This window comes from Geomonas sp. Red276 (assembly GCF_054784495.1).
This window is the reverse complement of record NZ_BLXW01000001.1, coordinates 374823-392217: the sequence shown is the minus strand read 5'-3', so window position 1 is coordinate 392217 and position 17395 is coordinate 374823. Positions and strand designations below refer to the sequence as shown.

The window sequence follows — 17395 nt, the reverse complement described above, 5'->3', positions numbered from 1 at the left end:
ATCTCATGAAAAGCGTGGTGATTGCAGCGCCGCACAGCGGCTCGGGTAAGACCACCGTCACCCTCGGCATCATGGCCGCCCTCCGGGCGCGCGGGCTTTGTGTCGCCCCCTTCAAGGTGGGGCCCGATTTCATCGACCCCGGTTACCATGCCCTGGCCACCGGCCGGTCCTCCGTCAACCTCGACGGCTGGATGTGCGGCCGCGACTTCGTCAAAAGCACCTTCGCCTGCCACACGCAAGGAGCCGACCTCGCCGTAGTGGAAGGGGTGATGGGGCTCTTCGACGGCATGGATGGGGCAAGCGACGCCGGGAGCACCGCCGAGGTGGCCAAGCTGCTCGGGGCCCCCGTGGTGCTGGTGGTGGATGCCCGCAGCCAGGCGCGCAGTGCCGCCGCCCTCGTGCACGGCTTCGCCTCCTTCGATCCGGAGCTCCGGCTGGCCGGGGTGATCTTCAACAACGTCGCGAGCGACAACCATGAACGCCTTTTGCGCGAAGCGATGGCCACCTCGCTGCCGGGTATCGCCGTGATCGGCTGCCTACCCCGGGACACGGAACTGGCCATCCCGTCCCGGCACCTGGGGCTTACCACCGCCGACGACAACCCGCTCTCCGACCCGTTCCTCGCCCACTTGGTGGAAGTGATCGAACGTCACCTCACCCTCGACCTTTTAATCCTCCCTTCCCCGGAGGGAGGGGGCGAGGGTGTGGGGACGATTGGAAGTTCCCCTTTGAAAAAGGGGGATTTAGGGGGATTTGGTTCGGCCAGAGCTAGGCAAGGGGTGAGGGAGGCGGGCGTAGGGGAAACCGTCCCCCTCGCCGTCGCCCGCGACGCCGCCTTTTGCTTCGTCTACGAGGACAACCTCCGCCTTCTGAGGGAGGCGGGCGCCGAACTTCGCTTCTTCTCTCCGCTGGCCGGCGACGACCTCCCCGCCTGCGTGGGAGGGCTCTACCTCCCCGGCGGCTACCCCGAGCTCTTCGCCGAGGAGCTTGGCCGCAACGAAGCACTGATGGAGAGCGTGCGGGAGGCGGTAAAGGCCGGCATGCCGGTCTACGCCGAGTGCGGCGGGTTCATCTATCTCACCCGAGGCGTGCGAAGCGGCGACGACTTGCACCCGCTGGCCGGCGTCTTCCCGGTCGAGACCCGGATGCTCCCCCGCCGCAAGGCGCTGGGGTACCGCGAGGTGGAGCTCATGGCTGATACGCCGCTGGGGGGGACGGGCGCCGTCGCGCGCGGGCACGAGTTCCACTACTCCGAGATGGAGGAGATGCCTCCCTCCGTCGAGCGGGTTTACACGGTAAAAAGAAGAGGCGTCGTCATTGGAGCGGAGGGGTACCGGATCGGGAACTGCCTCGCCTCCTATATTCACATCCATTTCGGCGGCGCGACCGCTATGGCATTCAGCTTTGTGGGACACTGCAGGGCGTACAAGGAAAGGAGTGTCCTATGAAGACACAGATCGAACAGGCGCGTGACGGGGTGGTTACCCCGCAGATGGCACAGGTGGCGGCGGACGAGGGATTCACCCCCGAGTACGTGAGGGAGAAGGTGGCCGAGGGGAAGATCGTCATCCCCTGGAGCCGGATCCACAAGCCGCGGGTGGCCGGCATCGGGGAAGGGCTTAGGACCAAGGTCAACGCCTCCATCGGGACCTCCTCCGACATCATCGACTACCAGGCCGAGGTCCGCAAGGCGAAGGCCGCCGAGGAGACCGGCGCCGATACCCTGATGGAGCTCTCGGTGGGGGGCGACCTGGACCGGGTGCGCCGTGAGGTCATCGGGGCCGTCAACCTCCCGGTGGGGAACGTTCCCCTCTACCAGGCCTTCTGCGAGGCGGCCAGGAAGTACGGCGACCCCAACAAGCTCGACGACGAGATGCTCTTCGAGATCATCGAGCGCCAGTGCGCGGACGGGATGTCCTTCATGGCGGTCCACTGCGGGATCAATCTCTACACCCTGGAGCGCCTCAGGAAGCAGGGATACCGCTACGGCGGCCTGGTCTCCAAGGGGGGGGTCAGCATGGCGGCCTGGATGATCGTCAACCGCCGCGAGAACCCGCTCTACGAGAAGTTCGACCGGGTGGTGGAGATCCTCAAGCGCTACGACACCGTCCTGTCGCTCGGTAACGGCCTGCGGGCCGGTGCCATCCACGACTCCAGCGACCGCGCGCAGATCCAGGAGCTCTTGATCAACTGCGAACTGGCCGAGATCGGGCGGGAGATGGGATGCCAGATGCTGGTCGAGGGGCCGGGGCACGTCCCGCTGGACGAGGTGCAGGGAAACATCCAGCTCCAAAAGCGGATGAGCGGCGGCGCCCCGTACTATATGCTGGGCCCCATCTCCACCGATATCGCCCCCGGCTTCGACCACATCACCGCCGCCATCGGCGCCGCCCAGTCCTCGCGTTTCGGTGCCGACCTGATCTGCTACATCACCCCCGCCGAGCACCTGGCGCTTCCCAATGAGGACGATGTCCGCGCCGGCGTCAAGGCGGCCAAAGTCGCCGCCTACATAGGCGACATGAACAAGTACCCCGAGAAGGGGCGCCAGCGTGACAAGGAAATGAGCAAGGCGCGCCGGGACCTCGATTGGCAGAAGCAGTTCGAGCTGGCCCTCTATCCCGAGGACGCCGCCGCCATCAGGAAGAGCCGGGTCCCCGAGGACGAGCAGACCTGCACCATGTGCGGCGATTTCTGCGCTTCGCGCGGGGCCGGCAAGATCTTCGCCGCCGACCTGCGCGGGGACAAGCTCTAGAGGGAGTCTTCGTGCGTTTTGCCTATATCACACCGATCCTGCTGCTGATCGCCACCCCCGCCCATGCCATGCACATCTCGGAGGGGATCCTCCCCTTCTCGTGGGCGGCGATCTGGTACGCGGTGGCCGCCCCCTTCGTGGCGCTGGGGGTGAGGCGGCTGAACCTCCTCGGCCGTGAGGATCTTTCCCTCAAGCCCCTGGTCGGGTTGCTGGCGGCGGTGGTCTTCATAATCTCGTGCATGCCGATCCCGGTTCCTACCGCCGGCACCTGCTCCCACCCGTGCGGCACCGGCCTCTCCGCGGTCCTGGTCGGCCCCCTGGTGAGCGTGCTGATCGCCTCCGTCGCCCTCCTCATCCAGGCGCTCTTTCTCGCCCACGGCGGCCTTTCCACCCTGGGGGCCAACATCCTCTCCATGGGGATCGTGGGATCGTTCGCCGGCTGGGGGGTGTACCGGGCCATCCGCCGGATGGGGGGCGGGGTGGCGCTGGCCGGCTTCGTCGCCGGCGTCATTGCCGACTGGGCCACCTATGCGGCCACCGCGCTGGTCCTCGCACTCGGGATCCGCGGCGACGCCCCGCTCATCCCCCTCTTCACCAAGGTGGCGCTGGCCTTCTTGCCGACCCAGCTTCCCCTGGGCATCCTCGAAGGGGTGATCACCGCCGGGATGCTCAAGCTGCTTTACAACAAACGTCCCGATCTCCTGGTAAAGATGAAGGTGATAACGGAAAGGGAGCTGCCGAGCAATGGGTGAGCCAGCCAGAAGCTCGACGTGGAAGGTGGTAGCGGCCCTGGTGGTCGTTGTTCCCCTTCTTTTCTTTACGGTGAAATCGTGCTATTTCTCCGGGAAGTCCTGGAGCGGTGTCGACGAGGCGGTCGTGGAGAAGATCGCCAAGGAGCACGGCCGCCAGGCCACCTCGCCCCTGCTCGACCCCGGCTCGGGAGACCTTTTGCTGTTCCTTTTCCTCTTGGCCGGAGCGGTGGGAGGTTTCGCGGCAGGGTACTACTGGCGCGACCTGGTGAAAAAAGATGATTAACCCTCAGGAAACGTGATGCACCATTTCGCCCCCCACAACCCGCCAGTGCCCCATCTGCTGACCCGGCTCGACGCCAGGGTGAAGCTCCTCTGCGTGCTGGCGCTGCTCCTCATGGTGATCACCTGCCAGGGGATCGTCTTTCCGTTGCTGGTGGCCGCCCTCAGCTGTCTGCTCTGTCTGCGGCTCGGCCTGCCGGCCAAGCTGCTGGTCCTGCGCTTTTCCGAGCCGCTCTTCATCGCGTCCGGCGTGCTCCTCCTGAAGCTCTTCTTCGGCGGCCACCTGCCGCTTTTCTCCTTCGACCTCTTTGGCCTCCATCTCGCCGGCTACCGCGACGGGCTGCTCGACGGCGCCGCCATCGCCAGCCGGATCGTCGGCGGGGTCTCGCTGGTGGCCCTCTTCGGCTTTGCCACCCCCTTCACCGAGGTGATGGCGGCCCTCTCCTGGTTGAAAGTCCCCCAGGCCCTGGTCGACGTCTCCCTGTTCGCCTGGCGCTACCTCTTCCTGCTGCTCGAGGATGCCCAGGTGGTCTACCAGGCGCAGCGGAACCGGCTCGGGTACGCGGGATACCGGCGGGGACTCTCCTCCTTCGGTACCCTGGCCGGCGTGCTGGTCATCAAGGCCTTCGACAACAGCCAAAACGTCACCACCGCGATGGTGCAGCGAGGCTACGACGGCCGGATGCCGATGCTTTCCCACAAGCCCTTTAGTGGCGCCGAAGTGGCGCTCTCCCTCGTGGTGGTAGCCGCCATGGGAGCGCTGCGGATGCTGGTGGTCTAGGGGGAGCGGCATGGACGACATCAGGATCTCGGCCCGTATAGAAAGTTTCCGCTACCCCGACGGGACGGTCGCCCTCTCCGGCATCGACCTCGGGGTCGTCCGGGGGGAGTTCACCGGCATCCTCGGTTCCAACGGCTCCGGCAAGACCACCCTTCTCAAGGCGATGGACGGGCTGGTCAAGGGGTACCAGGGAGAGGTGCTCCTTGATGGCGAAAACGTCCTGCGCCTGCATCCCCGCGACATCTACCGCAAGGTCGGCCTGGTGTTCCAGAACCCCGACGACCAGCTGTTCGCCGCCTCGGTCTTCGAGGACGCTGCCTTCGGGCCCCGCAACATGGGATGCCCGGAGCCGGAAGTCCGCGAGCGGGTGGAGCATGCGCTTGCCAGCGTGGATATGGCGGACCATGCGGCCAAGTCGATCCACAACCTGAGCTACGGCCAGAAGAAACGGGTCTGCATCGCCGGCCTTCTCGCCATGGGGCACGAGATCCTGCTCTTGGACGAGCCGACCGCCGGCCTCGACCCGATGGGGGAGTACCGGATGATGGAGCTCTTGACCCGCCTCAACCGCGAGAAAGGGGTCACCATCGTCATGGCGACCCACAGTGTCGACCTGGTGCCGGTCTTTCTCCATCGGCTCCACATCCTCAGCCGGGGGACCCTGGTCAGGGGGGGCGCGCCGGAAGAGGTCCTCACCGCTCCCGATGAACTGCAACAGGTCAAGCTGCGCCTGCCGCACATCGCCGAGCTGATCTACCGTCTCAAGCATGAGGAGGGGCTCCCCTTCGGACGGATCCCGCTTACCATCGGTGAGGCCAGGAGAGAAATCGTGGAGACGCTGGGCCGGCAAAAGGGTTGATCATGCCGGAAACGAGTAAGTTGCCAAAAGAGCTGCCCCAAGGGGCGGCTCTTTTTTTTGCGCCGAGGCCGGCCCGACAGGCGGCCGTACGAGTGGTAAGTGAATTCACAAGGACTTTTAGTTCATTAAAGACAAAACATATGTTTTATTTTGCTCCGCGTTCCTCCCTCAGCCCCGAAAGCGGGGTCAATATTTCTGTGGAATAATAATGGTATGTCATTTCGACAGCTTGACGCGCTCTACTTAATGAGTAACCATCAGGTAACGGGAAAATGACGAAACTGTCACAAATGCAGGGCATTGGCGGGTCAGAGTAAAAAAATCGGTTTTATTGGCTTTCAATGTTATGCCGTTTTATTAAAGGTAACCTACTGAAACTAGACAAGAAAACTCTACGGTATTATTCTTACTCATAATGTTCCTCTGTTTCCTATAAAAACTAGTTTTATGAATGCTGAGTGAAGCTAATTGCCCGACAATAAAAGACAAAGCAACGAAAGTAATAACTACATTGAAAAAATTCTAAAAGAGCTTGACAGAGGGCTAATTTGGTCTTATAAATTCCATCACAAAATTAATTCCATTGTTTTAATGTAACCTTTCATACATGCCACTCATTGGTGGCTGGTTACGCGAAATTGCGGTGCTTGGAATGTCGTAACTCTCATGAGGCGCACCACCGACGGTGCGGGGATGGCGTCAGCAACGCCCTCTCATGCCTCACTACGAAGCCAGAGCCAGCGTTATGGCTCACAAAAGGAGTCCGATCATGGGAAAGATCATCTGGGGCTGGAGCATCGTTTATGCGGTAGTAGTGGGGGTGTACGGAATGTATCTTCTCAAGAAGTACCTGTTCAGCAAGGACAAAAAGTAGCGGGCACCGTTTTGATCCCTTGCCTGTCCGAGCGGCAGGCTATCAATACACGGTAAGGAGTGAAAAGATGGGAAAACTGTTTGTGCTTCTTGGAGTTGTGTACGCGGTCATGGTTGCGGTGCAGATTCTGTCGGGGATGCTCGGCAAGAAGCAGGCGTAACCGGGAGAAGTCAGCAACGGTGCTGACCGGTCTGCAACGTAGCAGGTGTCTTCGGATACCGTATGGAAGAGGAGTTGAAAGGGGGGTGGACCATGTCCACCCCCCTTTTCGTTTCAGTAAGCCTTGTCGGCGACCTTCAGCTTGATCCTGCCGATCACCCCGGCCAAGGCTTCCATCTCGCCGGCAGAGTCCCCCTCCACGAGCTTGATGTGGGTGATATCGGCGGGAACCTCGCCGAAGGTGGGATCCACCGGTACCCAGCCTTTCAGGTAGCTCTCGGCCCAGCTGTGGTAGAGGAATCCGCGTTCGGGAAGATAGACCAGGCCGGATACGAAGCGGGTCGGAATGCCGGCCGCACGCGCCAGGGAGGCATAGAGCCGGGCGTGGCTTTGGCAGTTCCCTTCCTTCTTCTCGAGCGTCTCCAGCGGCGACTGGCTGTCGGTGCCGCTCCCCTTGATCTCCTTGGCGACCCAGGCCACCAGGAGCCGTACCTCGGCAGCCGGATCGCTCTCCTTGCCGACGATCTCGTTTTTACGGACGACGATCTGGGGGGCGTCGGCGGGGATGCGCTGGGTCGCTTCGAGTCCGTTCCCGGCCGGGGGCGCCCCTTCGGGTGCCGGTGCCGGGTTCGGCATCGCGAACCGAACGGAGCCGTCGGGGAGCCGCGTTGCCGATTGGCCTTGCCCCTCCAGAAGGGGATAGCTTTCGGGAATGCCGGAGACCTCTACGACGAGCCGTTTCAGCCCCTGCGGGTTCTCCAGCGGAGGGGTGACCGGTACCAGGCTGAAATCGAGCACCATGTCCTTCCTGGAGAGGGCGTCGTCGGCCAGCTGCAGCTTGGCGGTCGCCTCATCCGCCGCCTCGGTCACCACGAGGTCCTCGCGGACCGCTTCTTTCACGGTGTTCCCCTTGAGGTCGACCCAGATGTCGTTGTCCACGATCGGGTAGAGGTCGTTGGACAGGTGCACGGCGGGAAGCCCTGACGGGAGGGGCTCCTGGCCGACCACCTTGACCTTGACCTGCTTGACCTTGAGCGCTTCCAGGTCGAGCATCGGGATCTTGTAGCTCTTGCCGGGGACCGCTCCCTGCATGAGGGGATAGATGTTGAGCGCCTCGGGAGGGTAGCAGACCCCCTTGTGCTTGATGGTGCGCTCCTTGGTCCCGCTGCGGGACTGGACGGTGGCCCGGATGGCGTTGGGGGCGACGTCGCCGTTGACGGTCAGGTGGCTTCCGTCGATCACGGTGTCGGAGGAAAACGACAGCAGGGTGAGGTCGGGACGGACCAGGTAGCTCTCTTTGGCGGAGGCTTCCCGGGAGAAGCCGAGCCCCTTCATCTTCACCCCGGATTCGGAGGAGATCCGGTACCCTTCCCCTTCCCGGGTGATGGTGAGATGGGCGAAGCCGACCCGTTCCCCCCCCATGCTGACGGTAAACCAGCGCTCCCCGAGCGGCGGGGCGGCGAGTTTGGGGAGGGGGGCGGCGATAAGGTGCAGCGGGATAAGGACCAGCAGCACGGCCAGCAGTAAGGTGAGATAGCGAGTTTTCATGTGGTTACCTGGGTGAAAGGCCTCTCGAGATTGCACCGGCCGGTAAAGGCGGTGACGAGGGATGAGGTTGGCGCCTTATTGCGGCGTGGCAGCGAGGGACAGTAAAGGAGCCCACGGTCCCGGCCCGGCGATGTTCCGAAGGTGCGTGGGCACTCCGCCCTCAAACCGCCGCCGCGGAATCAATGAGCTCTCGTTGGAACCGATTTTAATAGACATATAGCACAGCAGCCGAGGCAGGTGCAATCGGAGCCGCTTGCACTCCCAAGGAGTTGTGGTTAAATATGGCTAATGTATGCAATCTAGCTTTTGTCACGCCCCGTCCAGCGGAAAATAGCGCGAAAATTAGATACTTGCGGCGCTATCGGGGCGGCAGTATAATGAAAGTAGAGATAAGAGTTGCGGAGGGTCGTAGGATCCTCCTTTCCCCTAGCTGACTTGCCCTCCTAGTCGCTAGGGTTTTTTTTGCCCGCGCTCCGGAAAGGGTGTGCCAAATCTTGCACAGTTTATGCTCTTCGTATACAATGGCGCCTCGAATGAAAACAGCCGGACCAGAGGTGCCATGTATCCCATCGTTACCCTTACCGATCAGTGCCGTAAATGTTACTCCTGCGTCAGGAGCTGCCCGGTCAAAGCGATCAAGGTGGAGAGAAGCTATACCGAGATCATCTTCGAGCGCTGCATCGGCTGCGGCAACTGCCTGAGCACCTGCCCCCAGCATGCCAAGGTCATCGCCGACAAGGTCGGGGAGACCGAGGCGCTTCTCGCCTCGGGCGCCCGCGTGGTCGCCGTGCTCGGCTGCTCGTTCCCCTCCTATTTTCACTACGCTTCCCCCGGCCAGCTCTCCGCGGGTCTGAAGCTCCTCGGTTTCGCCGAGGTCCACGAGGGGGCCGAAGGGGTCGAGCTGATCGCCGAGGAGTACCGGGAAGCGATCGGCAGGAGCGAGGTCCCGCTCATCTCCTCCCACTGCCCGGCGGTGGTCGACCTGATCGAGCGCCACTATCCCCAGCTGATCGGCAACCTGGTGGGGGTGGTGACCCACATGGTGGCCGCCGGCCGCTACTTGAAGAAGGTGCTCGGCGACCAGGTGAAGATCGCCTACATCAGCTCCTGCATTGCCGGGAAATTCGAGGTCCAGGCCGAGGAGACCAAGGGGGCGGTGGACGTGGTGCTGACCTACCGCGAGCTGGAATCGATGTTCAAGGCACGCTCCATCGACCTTCCCAGCCTCGACGACGCCCCCTTCGACGGCAACGAGCCGCACATGGGGAGGGTCTTCTCCCTTTCCCAGGGGTCGTTCCAGGCCTTCGGCATCGAGACCGACCCCCTCGACACCGAGATCGTCACCGCCGAGGGTGAGGTCAACGTCATGGGGATCGTGAAAGACCTGGCCCAGGGAAGGATCAGCCCCAAGCTGGTCGATCTCCGCTTCTGCTACGACGGCTGCATCGGGGGGCCGGGGAGGAACCAGGCGCTGACCGAGTTCTCCCGCCGCAACCTGGTGATCAACCACTTCAGGAAGAAGACCCCCTACCAGACCCGCCCGGTCTACAAGAAGGCGCACCCGGCGGTAAGTCTCTCCCGCACCTTCGCCGACCGTTTCGCCAAGCTGCCGACCCCGAAGGGGGGGGACGTCAAGAAGATCCTCCAGGCCACCAACAAGTTCACCCAAAAGGACGAGCTGAACTGCCGCACCTGCGGCTACAACACCTGCCGCGAGTACGCGGTGGCGGTCTATCAGGGGCTCGCCGACCTGGAGATGTGCCTACCCCACAACCTCCAGCAGCTGGAAGAGGAGCGCGGCCGGCTGATCCAGAAGTACGAACTGGCCAAGAGGGAGCTCGACCGCGAGTACGGCGACGAGTTCATCGTGGGGAGCGACCGCAACACCCACGAGGTGCTCGACCAGATCAAACAGGTAGGCCCCACGCCGACCACGGTGCTTTTACGGGGGGAGTCCGGTACCGGCAAGGAGCTCGCCGCCCGCGCCATCCACCGCTACTCCAAACGTAACGACAAGCCGCTCGTCACCGTGAACTGCACCACCATCACCGACAGCCTCCTGGAAAGCGAGCTCTTCGGCCACAAGAAAGGCTCCTTCACCGGCGCCTTGGCCGACAAGAAGGGGCTCTTCGAGGCGGCCGACGGAGGCACCATCTTCCTCGACGAGATCGGGGACATCACCCCCAAGCTGCAGGCGGAGCTTCTGCGGGTGCTCGACATGGGGGAGGTCAGGCCGGTCGGCGGCACCACCGCCAAGAGGGTCGACGTCCGCCTGATCGCCGCCACCAACAAGCCGCTTGAGGAGGGTGTGAGGGACGGCTGGTTCAGGGAGGACCTCTACTACCGGCTGAACGTCTTCTCGATCACCATGCCCCCCTTGCGCGACCGGGTGGAGTCGATCCCCATGCTCGCCCACCACTTCCTCGAAAAGGCGCGCCAGAAGCTGAACAAGAACATCGTCGGGATCGAGGAGCGTGCCATCAACGCCATGGTGAAGTACCCCTGGCCGGGGAACATCCGGGAGATGCAGAACGTCATCGAGCGGGCCGCCGTCCTCACCCACGACGAGGTCGTCAAGCTTGGGAACCTCCCGCTCGCCTTCGCCGAGAGCTATGCGGAGGAGGCGGAGAACGTCATCGACCTCCGCTCCTTCAAAAAAGAGCGCGAGCCGCATGTCCTGCGGGTGGAGAAGAAGCTGATCCAGCGCTATTTGGCCGATGCTGGCGGCAATGTGTCAAAAGCGGCACAACTCGCCAACATCCCGCGGCGCTCATTCTACCGTCTCCTGGATAAACACGGACTTAAAGGGCGCACCATGCGGGCACGGGAGGGTGAAGAGGACTGATTTAGTCCGAAACGACGGGGGTGGAATTGTTTACTATTGACCACTTTGGGACACAATTTCCATCCGTGTGCCAAAACTGTCTCACTTTGTATACAGCATAAAATAACAAGGCCTTAACCTTGACAAAGACAGCTCACGTAATTTCAGCAAGTTAGCTGAAAAAGGACGGTTGTTTCACTGTTGGCACGGATATAGCTATATAGAGGTATCAGCGCCGCAGTTGAATGAAACGTCTAAGAAGGAGTGAGTAAAATGGGCAGAATGAGAGAAAATCCGAGGTACAACGTAATTTCGATGAGGATCAGCGACGCCGAGCGCGAAACCCTTGAGCAGATCATGACCACCACCAAGAAGAGCGTCTCCGACATCATGAGGGAGGCCATGGAACTGGTCAAGATGAGGGCTTGCGCCGACATCAACCAGAAGGCGGCCTAATCAGCCGCCTCTCCCATCGCGCCACACGATAACGAGCGCAAAAAAATAGGCCGCCATGAGCGGCCTTTTTTTTATCCTCTTTTTTCCTTCCCGCCTACTTTGCCTTCCAGGTGGTCCCTTGGGCGCTGTCGAGCAGCTGGATGTTCTTGGCCAGCAACAGGTCGCGGATCTCGTCGCTCCGCTTGAAGTCCCTGGCCTTTCTGGCCGCCGTCCGCTCCTCGATGAGACGCTCGATCTCCTCGACGGAGATCTCCAAAGCGGAGCTCTTGCGCTCCTGCATCCTTTTCAGAAACTCCGCCGGCACCGAGTCGCAGACCCCGAGGACCTTGGCGATGGCGGCGACCTCCCCTTTGACCTTTTCCAAAAGCGCCTTCCCGGCCATCGGAAGCGCCTTGTTGACGCTTCTCACCAGGTCGAAGAGATGACCGAGCGCCAGCGCGGTGTTGAAGTCGTCGTCCATCGCCTCGGCGAAGCGGGTGGCGAGGGTAGCGACCTTCTCCTCGAGCTCGGAGACCTCCTCACCGTCAGCCGCACCCGGGCAGCCGGCGGCGAGCCTCTCGTCGACCCCGGCCAGCGCCTTGTAGATCCTCTCGATCCCCTGGTCCGCCTCGTTCAGGTTCTGGTCGGAGAAATCGATCGGCGAGCGGTAGTGGGCCGACAGCAGGAAGAAGCGGAGCACCTCGGCGTCGTAGCGGTCGAGCACTTCCTTGATGGTGAAGAAGTTGCCGAGCGACTTGGACATCTTCTCGGCGTTGATGTTCACGAAGCCGTTATGGAGCCAGTACTTGACGAACGGCTTTCCCGTGGCCGCCTCGGTCTGGGCGATCTCGTTCTCGTGGTGGGGGAAGATCAGGTCCTTGCCGCCGCCGTGGATGTCGAAGGTCTCACCCAGGTACTTCATGCTCATGGCCGAGCACTCGATGTGCCACCCCGGCCGTCCCTTGCCCCAGGGGGACTCCCAGAAAGGCTCGCCCGGCTTGGCACCCTTCCAGAGGGCGAAGTCCATCGGGTGCTCTTTCCGCTCGTCCACGTCGATGCGGGCGCCGGCCTGCATGTCCTCGAGGTTCCTTTTGGAGAGCTTCAGGTAGGTGGCGAACTTGTCCACCCGGAAGAAGACGTCGGCATCGGACTGGTAGGCGTACCCCTTCTCGATCAGCTTCTCGACCAGGGAGATGATCTCCCCGATGTGCTCGGTGGCCTTGGGCTGGTGGGTGGGAAGCTGGAGCATCAGCCTCGCCATGTCGATGTCGAACTCTTTTATGAAGCGCTCGGAGATCTCGTTATAGGCGACGCCGTCCCGGTTGGCCCGGTTGATGATCTTGTCGTCGATGTCGGTGTAGTTCCGGACGTAGGTGACGTCGTAGCCGCTCGCCTTCAGGTAGCGGAAGATCATGTCGAAGACCACGTTGGCGCGGGCGTGGCCGATGTGGCAGTGGTCGTAGACGGTGACGCCGCAGACGTACATCCCGACCTTGCCGGGGGTTAACGGTACGAACTCTTCCTTGCTGCCGGAAAGGGTGTTGTAGACGCGTAAGGCCATGAAATCCTCGTTTCAGAAAAGATTGGTTGGTTATTTCTTCTCGGTCCAGGAGTCGCGCAGGGTGGCGGTCCGGTTGAAGACCAGCGCACCGGGCTTGGAGTCGCGCGAGTCGAGGCAGAAGTAGCCGAGACGCTCGAACTGGAAGCGGCTCTCCAGACCGGCTCCGGCCAGCGACGGCTCGAGCTTGGCGGCCTTGACGATCTCCATGGAGTTCGGGTTGATCGAGGTCCGGTAGTCCGGCTCGTTCTTGCCGCCCGGGTTGGGGGTGCTGAAGAGGCGGTCGTAGAGGCGGACCTCGGCGTCGACGGCGTGCTCGGCGCTCACCCAGTGGATGGTCCCCTTGATCTTGCGGCCGTCGGGGGCATTGCCGCCGCGGGAGCCGGGATCGTGGCTCACCCGGACCTCGACGATTTCGCCGCTCTCGTCCTTGACGACGCTCTCGCATTTCACGATGTAGGCATAGCGAAGCCGTACCTCACGCCCGGGTGCGAGCCGGAAGAACCCTTTGACCGGCTCCTCCTGGAAGTCGTCGCGCTCGATGTAGACGGTGCGGGAGAAGGGGACCTTGCGGCTTCCCATCCCGGGATCGTTCGGGTGGTTGGCGGCGTCGAACTCTTCGCTCTCACCCTCGGGATAGCTCTCGATCACCACCTTCAAGGGCTTGATGACCGCCATGGCGCGCGGGGCGCGTGCGTTCAGGTCTTCGCGGACCGCGTCCTCGAGGATGCTCATGTCGATGATGCTGTCGGATTTCCCCACCCCGATGGTCTCGCAGAAGTTCCTGATCGACTCCGGGGTGTAGCCGCGGCGCTTAAGTCCCACCAGGGTCGGCATGCGGGGGTCGTCCCAGCCGTCCACGAGCTTCTCCTGGACGAGCTCGAGGAGCTTGCGCTTGCTCATCACCGTGTAGGAGAGGTTCAGCCGGGCGAACTCGATCTGCTGCGGGTGGCAGGGGACCTTGAGGACGTCCAGCACCCAGTCGTAGAGCGGGCGGTGATCCTCGAACTCGAGGGTGCAGATCGAGTGGGTGATCCCCTCGATGGAGTCGGAGAGGCAGTGGGCGTAGTCGTACATCGGGTAGATGCACCACTTGGCGCCGGTGCGGTGGTGCTCGACGGTCTTGATCCGGTAGATGACCGGGTCGCGCAGGTTGATGTTGGGCGAAGCCATGTCGATCTTGGCGCGCAGGACGAGCGAGCCGTCCTCGTACTTGCCGTCCCGCATCCCCTGGAAGAGCTCCAGGTTCTCCTGGACCGGGCGGTTACGGTAGGGGCTCTCCTTGCCGGGCTCGCTCAGGGTGCCGCGGTAGCTCCGGATCTCGTCGGCGGTGAGGCTGTCCACGTAGGCAAGCCCCATCTCGATCAGCCGGACGGCGAACTGGTAGAGCTTTTCGAAGTAGTCCGAGGCGTAGTACATGTTGGTGCCCCAGTCGAAGCCCAGCCACTTGACGCTTTCCCTGATGGAGTCCTCGTACTCGACCTCTTCCTTGGCCGGGTTGGTGTCGTCGAAGCGGAGGTGGCAGCGGCCGGCGAAGTCGCGGGCGATGCCGAAGTTCAGGCAGATCGACTTGGCGTGGCCGATGTGGAGATAGCCGTTAGGCTCCGGCGGGAAGCGGGTGACGATGTAGTCGTGTTTCCCGCTCTTGAGATCCTCGGTGACGATGTTCCTGATGAAGTTGTTTGCCTTTTCCGGCAGCGGAATCTCTGTGCTGTTCATATCTCTTTCCCATGGGAGGCGGCAAGCCTCCGGATAATTAGCGGTTGGGCTCGAGGAGGGCGACGGCGTAGGAGGCGATCCCTTCGCCGCGCCCGGCGAAGCCGAGCTCTTCGGTGGTGGTGGCCTTGACGTTGACCCGGTCCTCGCTGGTGGAGAGGGCACGGGCGACATTGGCGCGCATCTGGGCGATGAAGGGGGCGAGCTTCGGGCGCTGCGCCACGATGGTGACGTCCACGTTGCCGATCCGGTATCCCTTCTCGAAGGCCAGCCCCATGACGTGTTCGAGGAGCTTGACGCTGTCGGCCCCCTTGTACTTCGGATCGGTGTCGGGGAAGTGGCGCCCGATGTCCCCCTCCCCGATGGCGCCCAGGATGGCGTCGGAGAGCGCGTGGAGCGCCACGTCCGCGTCGGAGTGCCCGAGGAGCCCCTTCTGGTAGGGGACGTCCACCCCGCAGAGGATCAGCTTTCTCCCCTCCACCAGGCGATGCACGTCGTAACCGTTTCCTATTCTCATGATTCTCCCTTCTTTATCCCTTGAGGAAGGCCTCGGCGAGCACCATGTCCTCGGGGGTCGTGATCTTGATGTTGCGGTAATCCCCCATCACCACCCGGACCGGCAGCCCCAGGTGCTCCATGAGCGAGGAGTCGTCGGTGCCGAGGAAGCCTTCGCTTTCCGCCTGGCTGTGAGCCCGCCGGATCAGCCCGTAGCGAAAGGCCTGCGGGGTCTGGGCCAGCCAGAGCTCCTCGCGGGGAGGGGTGGCGGTCACCAGGCCGCCGCGCGCCACCTTGATGGTGTCCTTGGAGGGGACCGCCACCACGGCGGAGCCGGTCTCCCGGGCGGCGGCCGCTGCGGCTTCCAGCACCTGGAGCGGCACGAAGGGGCGCACCCCGTCGTGGATCAGCACCAGGTCCTCGTCCGTCACGCCCTTCATCGCCTTGAGACCGTTGGCCACCGAGTGCTGGCGCTCGGCGCCGCCGGGGACGATGGCGCGGACCTTGGAGAATCCGAAGCGGTCAATGACCTCGGCACGGCAGAAGGGGATCTCGGCCTGCGGAGAGACGACATAGATGCCGTCGATAAAGGGCGCATCCTGGAAGACCCTCAGGGTGTGGGCCAGGATCGGGATGCCGTCCAGCAAAAGGTACTGCTTGTTGGTCCCGGCTCCCATTCTCTTACCCATTCCGGCGGCGGGGACCAGCGCGTAGATCTTGCTCAAAGTGACCTCTATGTCATCTGCGGTGCACGAGATAGTATAACACTTCCGGAAAAAGCCGGATTATAGCTTGGCGACGTCAAAAAACCAATAAAAACTAACCTTGGTGGGGGCTTTCCAGCAGTGCGGCCAGCGCGGCGGCCAGATCGGCGACGTCGGTATCCTGCACCGTGCGGGGGTCGATCAGGAAGGCCCCCTTGGAGATCCTCCCCAGCACCGCCACCTGCCCGCTGCGGAGCCTAGTCTCGATGTCGTTGGGGGAGAGCCCGGAGACCCGCACCTCGATCAGCAGGGTCGGGAGGTCCAGAAGTGGTAGGGCCCCCCCGCCCGCCTGCGAGGTCCCTTCCTGGAAGGAGAGGGTGATCCCGTCCGGGAGGCGGCGGCGCAGCTGCCGCACCATGCTCTTGGCGCGGGCGGCCAGCTCCTCGAAGGGGGCGGTCAGCATCCTGAGGGTCGGGACCTCGATGAGCGCCTGGCGCTCGTCCCGGTACAAGGCGAGGGTCGCCTCCAGGGCGGCGAGGGTGAGCTTGTCGGGGCGCAGGGCGCGCATCAGCGGGTGCTTCTTCATGGCGTCCACAAGCGATTTCTTGCCGACCACGATGCCGGCCTGGGGGCCGCCCAAAAGCTTGTCCCCGCTGAAGGTGATCACGTCCACCCCTGCGGCCACGAACTGTTGTACGGTCGGCTCGGCCTGGGGAAGAAGAGTCGAGAGATCGGCCAGGTTGCCGCTCCCCATGTCCGCCATCACCGGCACCCCTGCCTCGTTGCCGAGCCGGACCAGCTCGGCCGCCTCGACCTCGGCGGTGAAGCCGATCACCGCGAAGTTGCTGCAGTGGATCTTGAGGAAGAGGGCGGTCTCGGGGGTCACCGCGTTGAGATAGTCGCGGGGATGGGTCCGGTTGGTGGTCCCCACCTCCTTGAGAGTCACCCCGGAGAGCCGCATGACGTCGGGGATCCTGAAGGAGCCGCCGATCTCCACCAGCTCGCCCCGGGAGACCACCGCCTCGCGGCCGGCGGCGAGCGCGGAGAGCGCCAAGAGCACGGCGGCCGCGTTGTTGTTGACCACCAGCGCCCCTTCGGCCCCGGTCAATTCGCACAGAAGGGCTTCGATGTGGCTGTGGCGGCTGCCGCGGGCGCCGGCCTTGAGGTCGTACTCGAGGTTGGAGTAGGAGAAGGCCATGGTCTCCAGGGCCTTGCGGGCGCTTTGGGGGAGGAGCGAGCGGCCGAGGTTGGTGTGGACCACCACCCCGGTGCAGTTGATGACCCGGCGAAGGCTCGGGGCGGAGAGGGCGGCGAGCTCGCGGGCGAGCAGGGAGACGATGCTCTCCTCGCCGAAGAGCTCGGGGGCGAGGATTCCATGGCGAGCCTCCTCGCGCAGCCGGTCCAGCACGGTGCGGATGCTTTTCAGCAGGAGCGCTCGCGGGTGGCGGGCGGCCAGGGCGCGGACACCCCCCCACTCGAGGACCCGGTCGACCTTGGGGATCAGCTTCATCTGCTGCATGCGGCCTCCTTGCGGGGATCATTCGAGAATCCGGGGAAATGTACCCTAAAGGAGGGGGATTAGGCAAAGAAAAACAGGAGGATGGTAAACCCATGAGGGAGAAGAACAGAAATCTATACCCCCTCGCCCCTTCAGGGGAG

13 protein-coding genes and 1 pseudogene are annotated in these 17395 nt (G+C 63.1%); 8 read left to right on the top strand and 6 right to left on the bottom strand.

Translation table 11 applies throughout. The annotated features are described in order from the left end of the window. The first annotated feature begins 5 nt into the window (after positions 1 to 5). The 6 genes and pseudogenes from ACYVL5_RS01655 to ACYVL5_RS01630 all read left to right on the top strand — a co-directional run bounded on the left by ACYVL5_RS01655 (position 6) and on the right by ACYVL5_RS01630 (position 5423). Positions 6 to 1448, top strand: a complete 1443-nt coding sequence (locus ACYVL5_RS01655; RefSeq protein WP_460593804.1) for a cobyrinate/hydrogenobyrinate a,c-diamide synthase — start codon at positions 6 to 8, stop codon at positions 1446 to 1448. After that, the gene (gene thiC, locus ACYVL5_RS01650; protein WP_460593803.1) at positions 1445 to 2752 is read left to right on the top strand and encodes a phosphomethylpyrimidine synthase ThiC; all 1308 of its coding nucleotides are present in this window, start codon (positions 1445 to 1447) and stop codon (positions 2750 to 2752) included. Before ACYVL5_RS01655 ends, thiC begins: the two co-directional genes overlap by 4 nt. 68 nt (positions 2753 to 2820) lie before the next feature. Beyond that, entirely contained in the window at positions 2821 to 3504 is a 684-nt protein-coding gene (locus ACYVL5_RS01645; RefSeq protein ID WP_460593878.1) for an energy-coupling factor ABC transporter permease, read from the top strand. A gap of 100 nt (positions 3505 to 3604) precedes the next feature. After that, positions 3605 to 3787, top strand: a pseudogene (locus ACYVL5_RS01640) (cobalt ABC transporter permease); the annotation flags it as partial. 15 nt (positions 3788 to 3802) lie between these two features. After that, positions 3803 to 4564, top strand: coding sequence for a CbiQ family ECF transporter T component (cbiQ, locus tag ACYVL5_RS01635; RefSeq protein ID WP_460593802.1), 762 nt, complete (start codon positions 3803 to 3805; stop codon positions 4562 to 4564). Between the two features lie 10 nt (positions 4565 to 4574). Next, on the top strand, positions 4575 to 5423 hold the full coding sequence (locus ACYVL5_RS01630; RefSeq protein WP_460593801.1) for an energy-coupling factor ABC transporter ATP-binding protein: 849 nt from the start codon (positions 4575 to 4577) through the stop codon (positions 5421 to 5423). Between the two features lie 1147 nt (positions 5424 to 6570). Here ACYVL5_RS01630 and ACYVL5_RS01625 read toward each other — a convergent pair. Next, positions 6571 to 8004 carry a transglutaminase domain-containing protein gene (locus ACYVL5_RS01625; protein ID WP_460593800.1) on the bottom strand — a complete coding sequence of 478 codons (1434 nt, stop codon included), beginning with the start codon at positions 8002 to 8004 and terminating at the stop codon, positions 6571 to 6573. A 559-nt stretch (positions 8005 to 8563) separates the two neighbouring features. Between ACYVL5_RS01625 and ACYVL5_RS01620 the strand changes: the two genes are divergently transcribed. Both ACYVL5_RS01620 and ACYVL5_RS01615 read left to right on the top strand, forming a co-directional pair. Then, entirely contained in the window at positions 8564 to 10849 is a 2286-nt protein-coding gene (locus ACYVL5_RS01620) for a sigma 54-interacting transcriptional regulator (protein ID WP_460593799.1), read from the top strand. A gap of 252 nt (positions 10850 to 11101) precedes the next feature. Further along, positions 11102 to 11284: a ribbon-helix-helix protein, CopG family gene (locus tag ACYVL5_RS01615; protein ID WP_460593798.1), complete on the top strand. Its 183-nt coding sequence runs from the start codon at positions 11102 to 11104 to the stop codon at positions 11282 to 11284. Positions 11285 to 11378: 94 nt separating this feature from the next. Here ACYVL5_RS01615 and cysS read toward each other — a convergent pair whose 3' ends face one another. From cysS to selA, 5 genes are all read right to left on the bottom strand, one after another. Then, a complete protein-coding gene (cysS, locus tag ACYVL5_RS01610; protein WP_460593797.1) occupies positions 11379 to 12824 on the bottom strand; it encodes a cysteine--tRNA ligase in 1446 nt (481 codons plus the stop codon). A 30-nt stretch (positions 12825 to 12854) separates the two neighbouring features. Further along, positions 12855 to 14540: a glutamine--tRNA ligase gene (locus ACYVL5_RS01605; protein WP_460593796.1), complete on the bottom strand. Its 1686-nt coding sequence runs from the start codon at positions 14538 to 14540 to the stop codon at positions 12855 to 12857. A gap of 37 nt (positions 14541 to 14577) precedes the next feature. After that, a complete protein-coding gene (gene ispF, locus ACYVL5_RS01600; RefSeq protein WP_460593795.1) occupies positions 14578 to 15054 on the bottom strand; it encodes a 2-C-methyl-D-erythritol 2,4-cyclodiphosphate synthase in 477 nt (158 codons plus the stop codon). 13 nt (positions 15055 to 15067) lie between these two features. Further along, positions 15068 to 15757, bottom strand: coding sequence for an IspD/TarI family cytidylyltransferase (gene ispD / locus ACYVL5_RS01595; RefSeq protein WP_460593794.1), 690 nt, complete (start codon positions 15755 to 15757; stop codon positions 15068 to 15070). Positions 15758 to 15851: 94 nt separating this feature from the next. After that, positions 15852 to 17255, bottom strand: coding sequence for an L-seryl-tRNA(Sec) selenium transferase (selA, locus tag ACYVL5_RS01590; RefSeq protein WP_460593793.1), 1404 nt, complete (start codon positions 17253 to 17255; stop codon positions 15852 to 15854). Positions 17256 to 17395 lie beyond the last annotated feature (140 nt).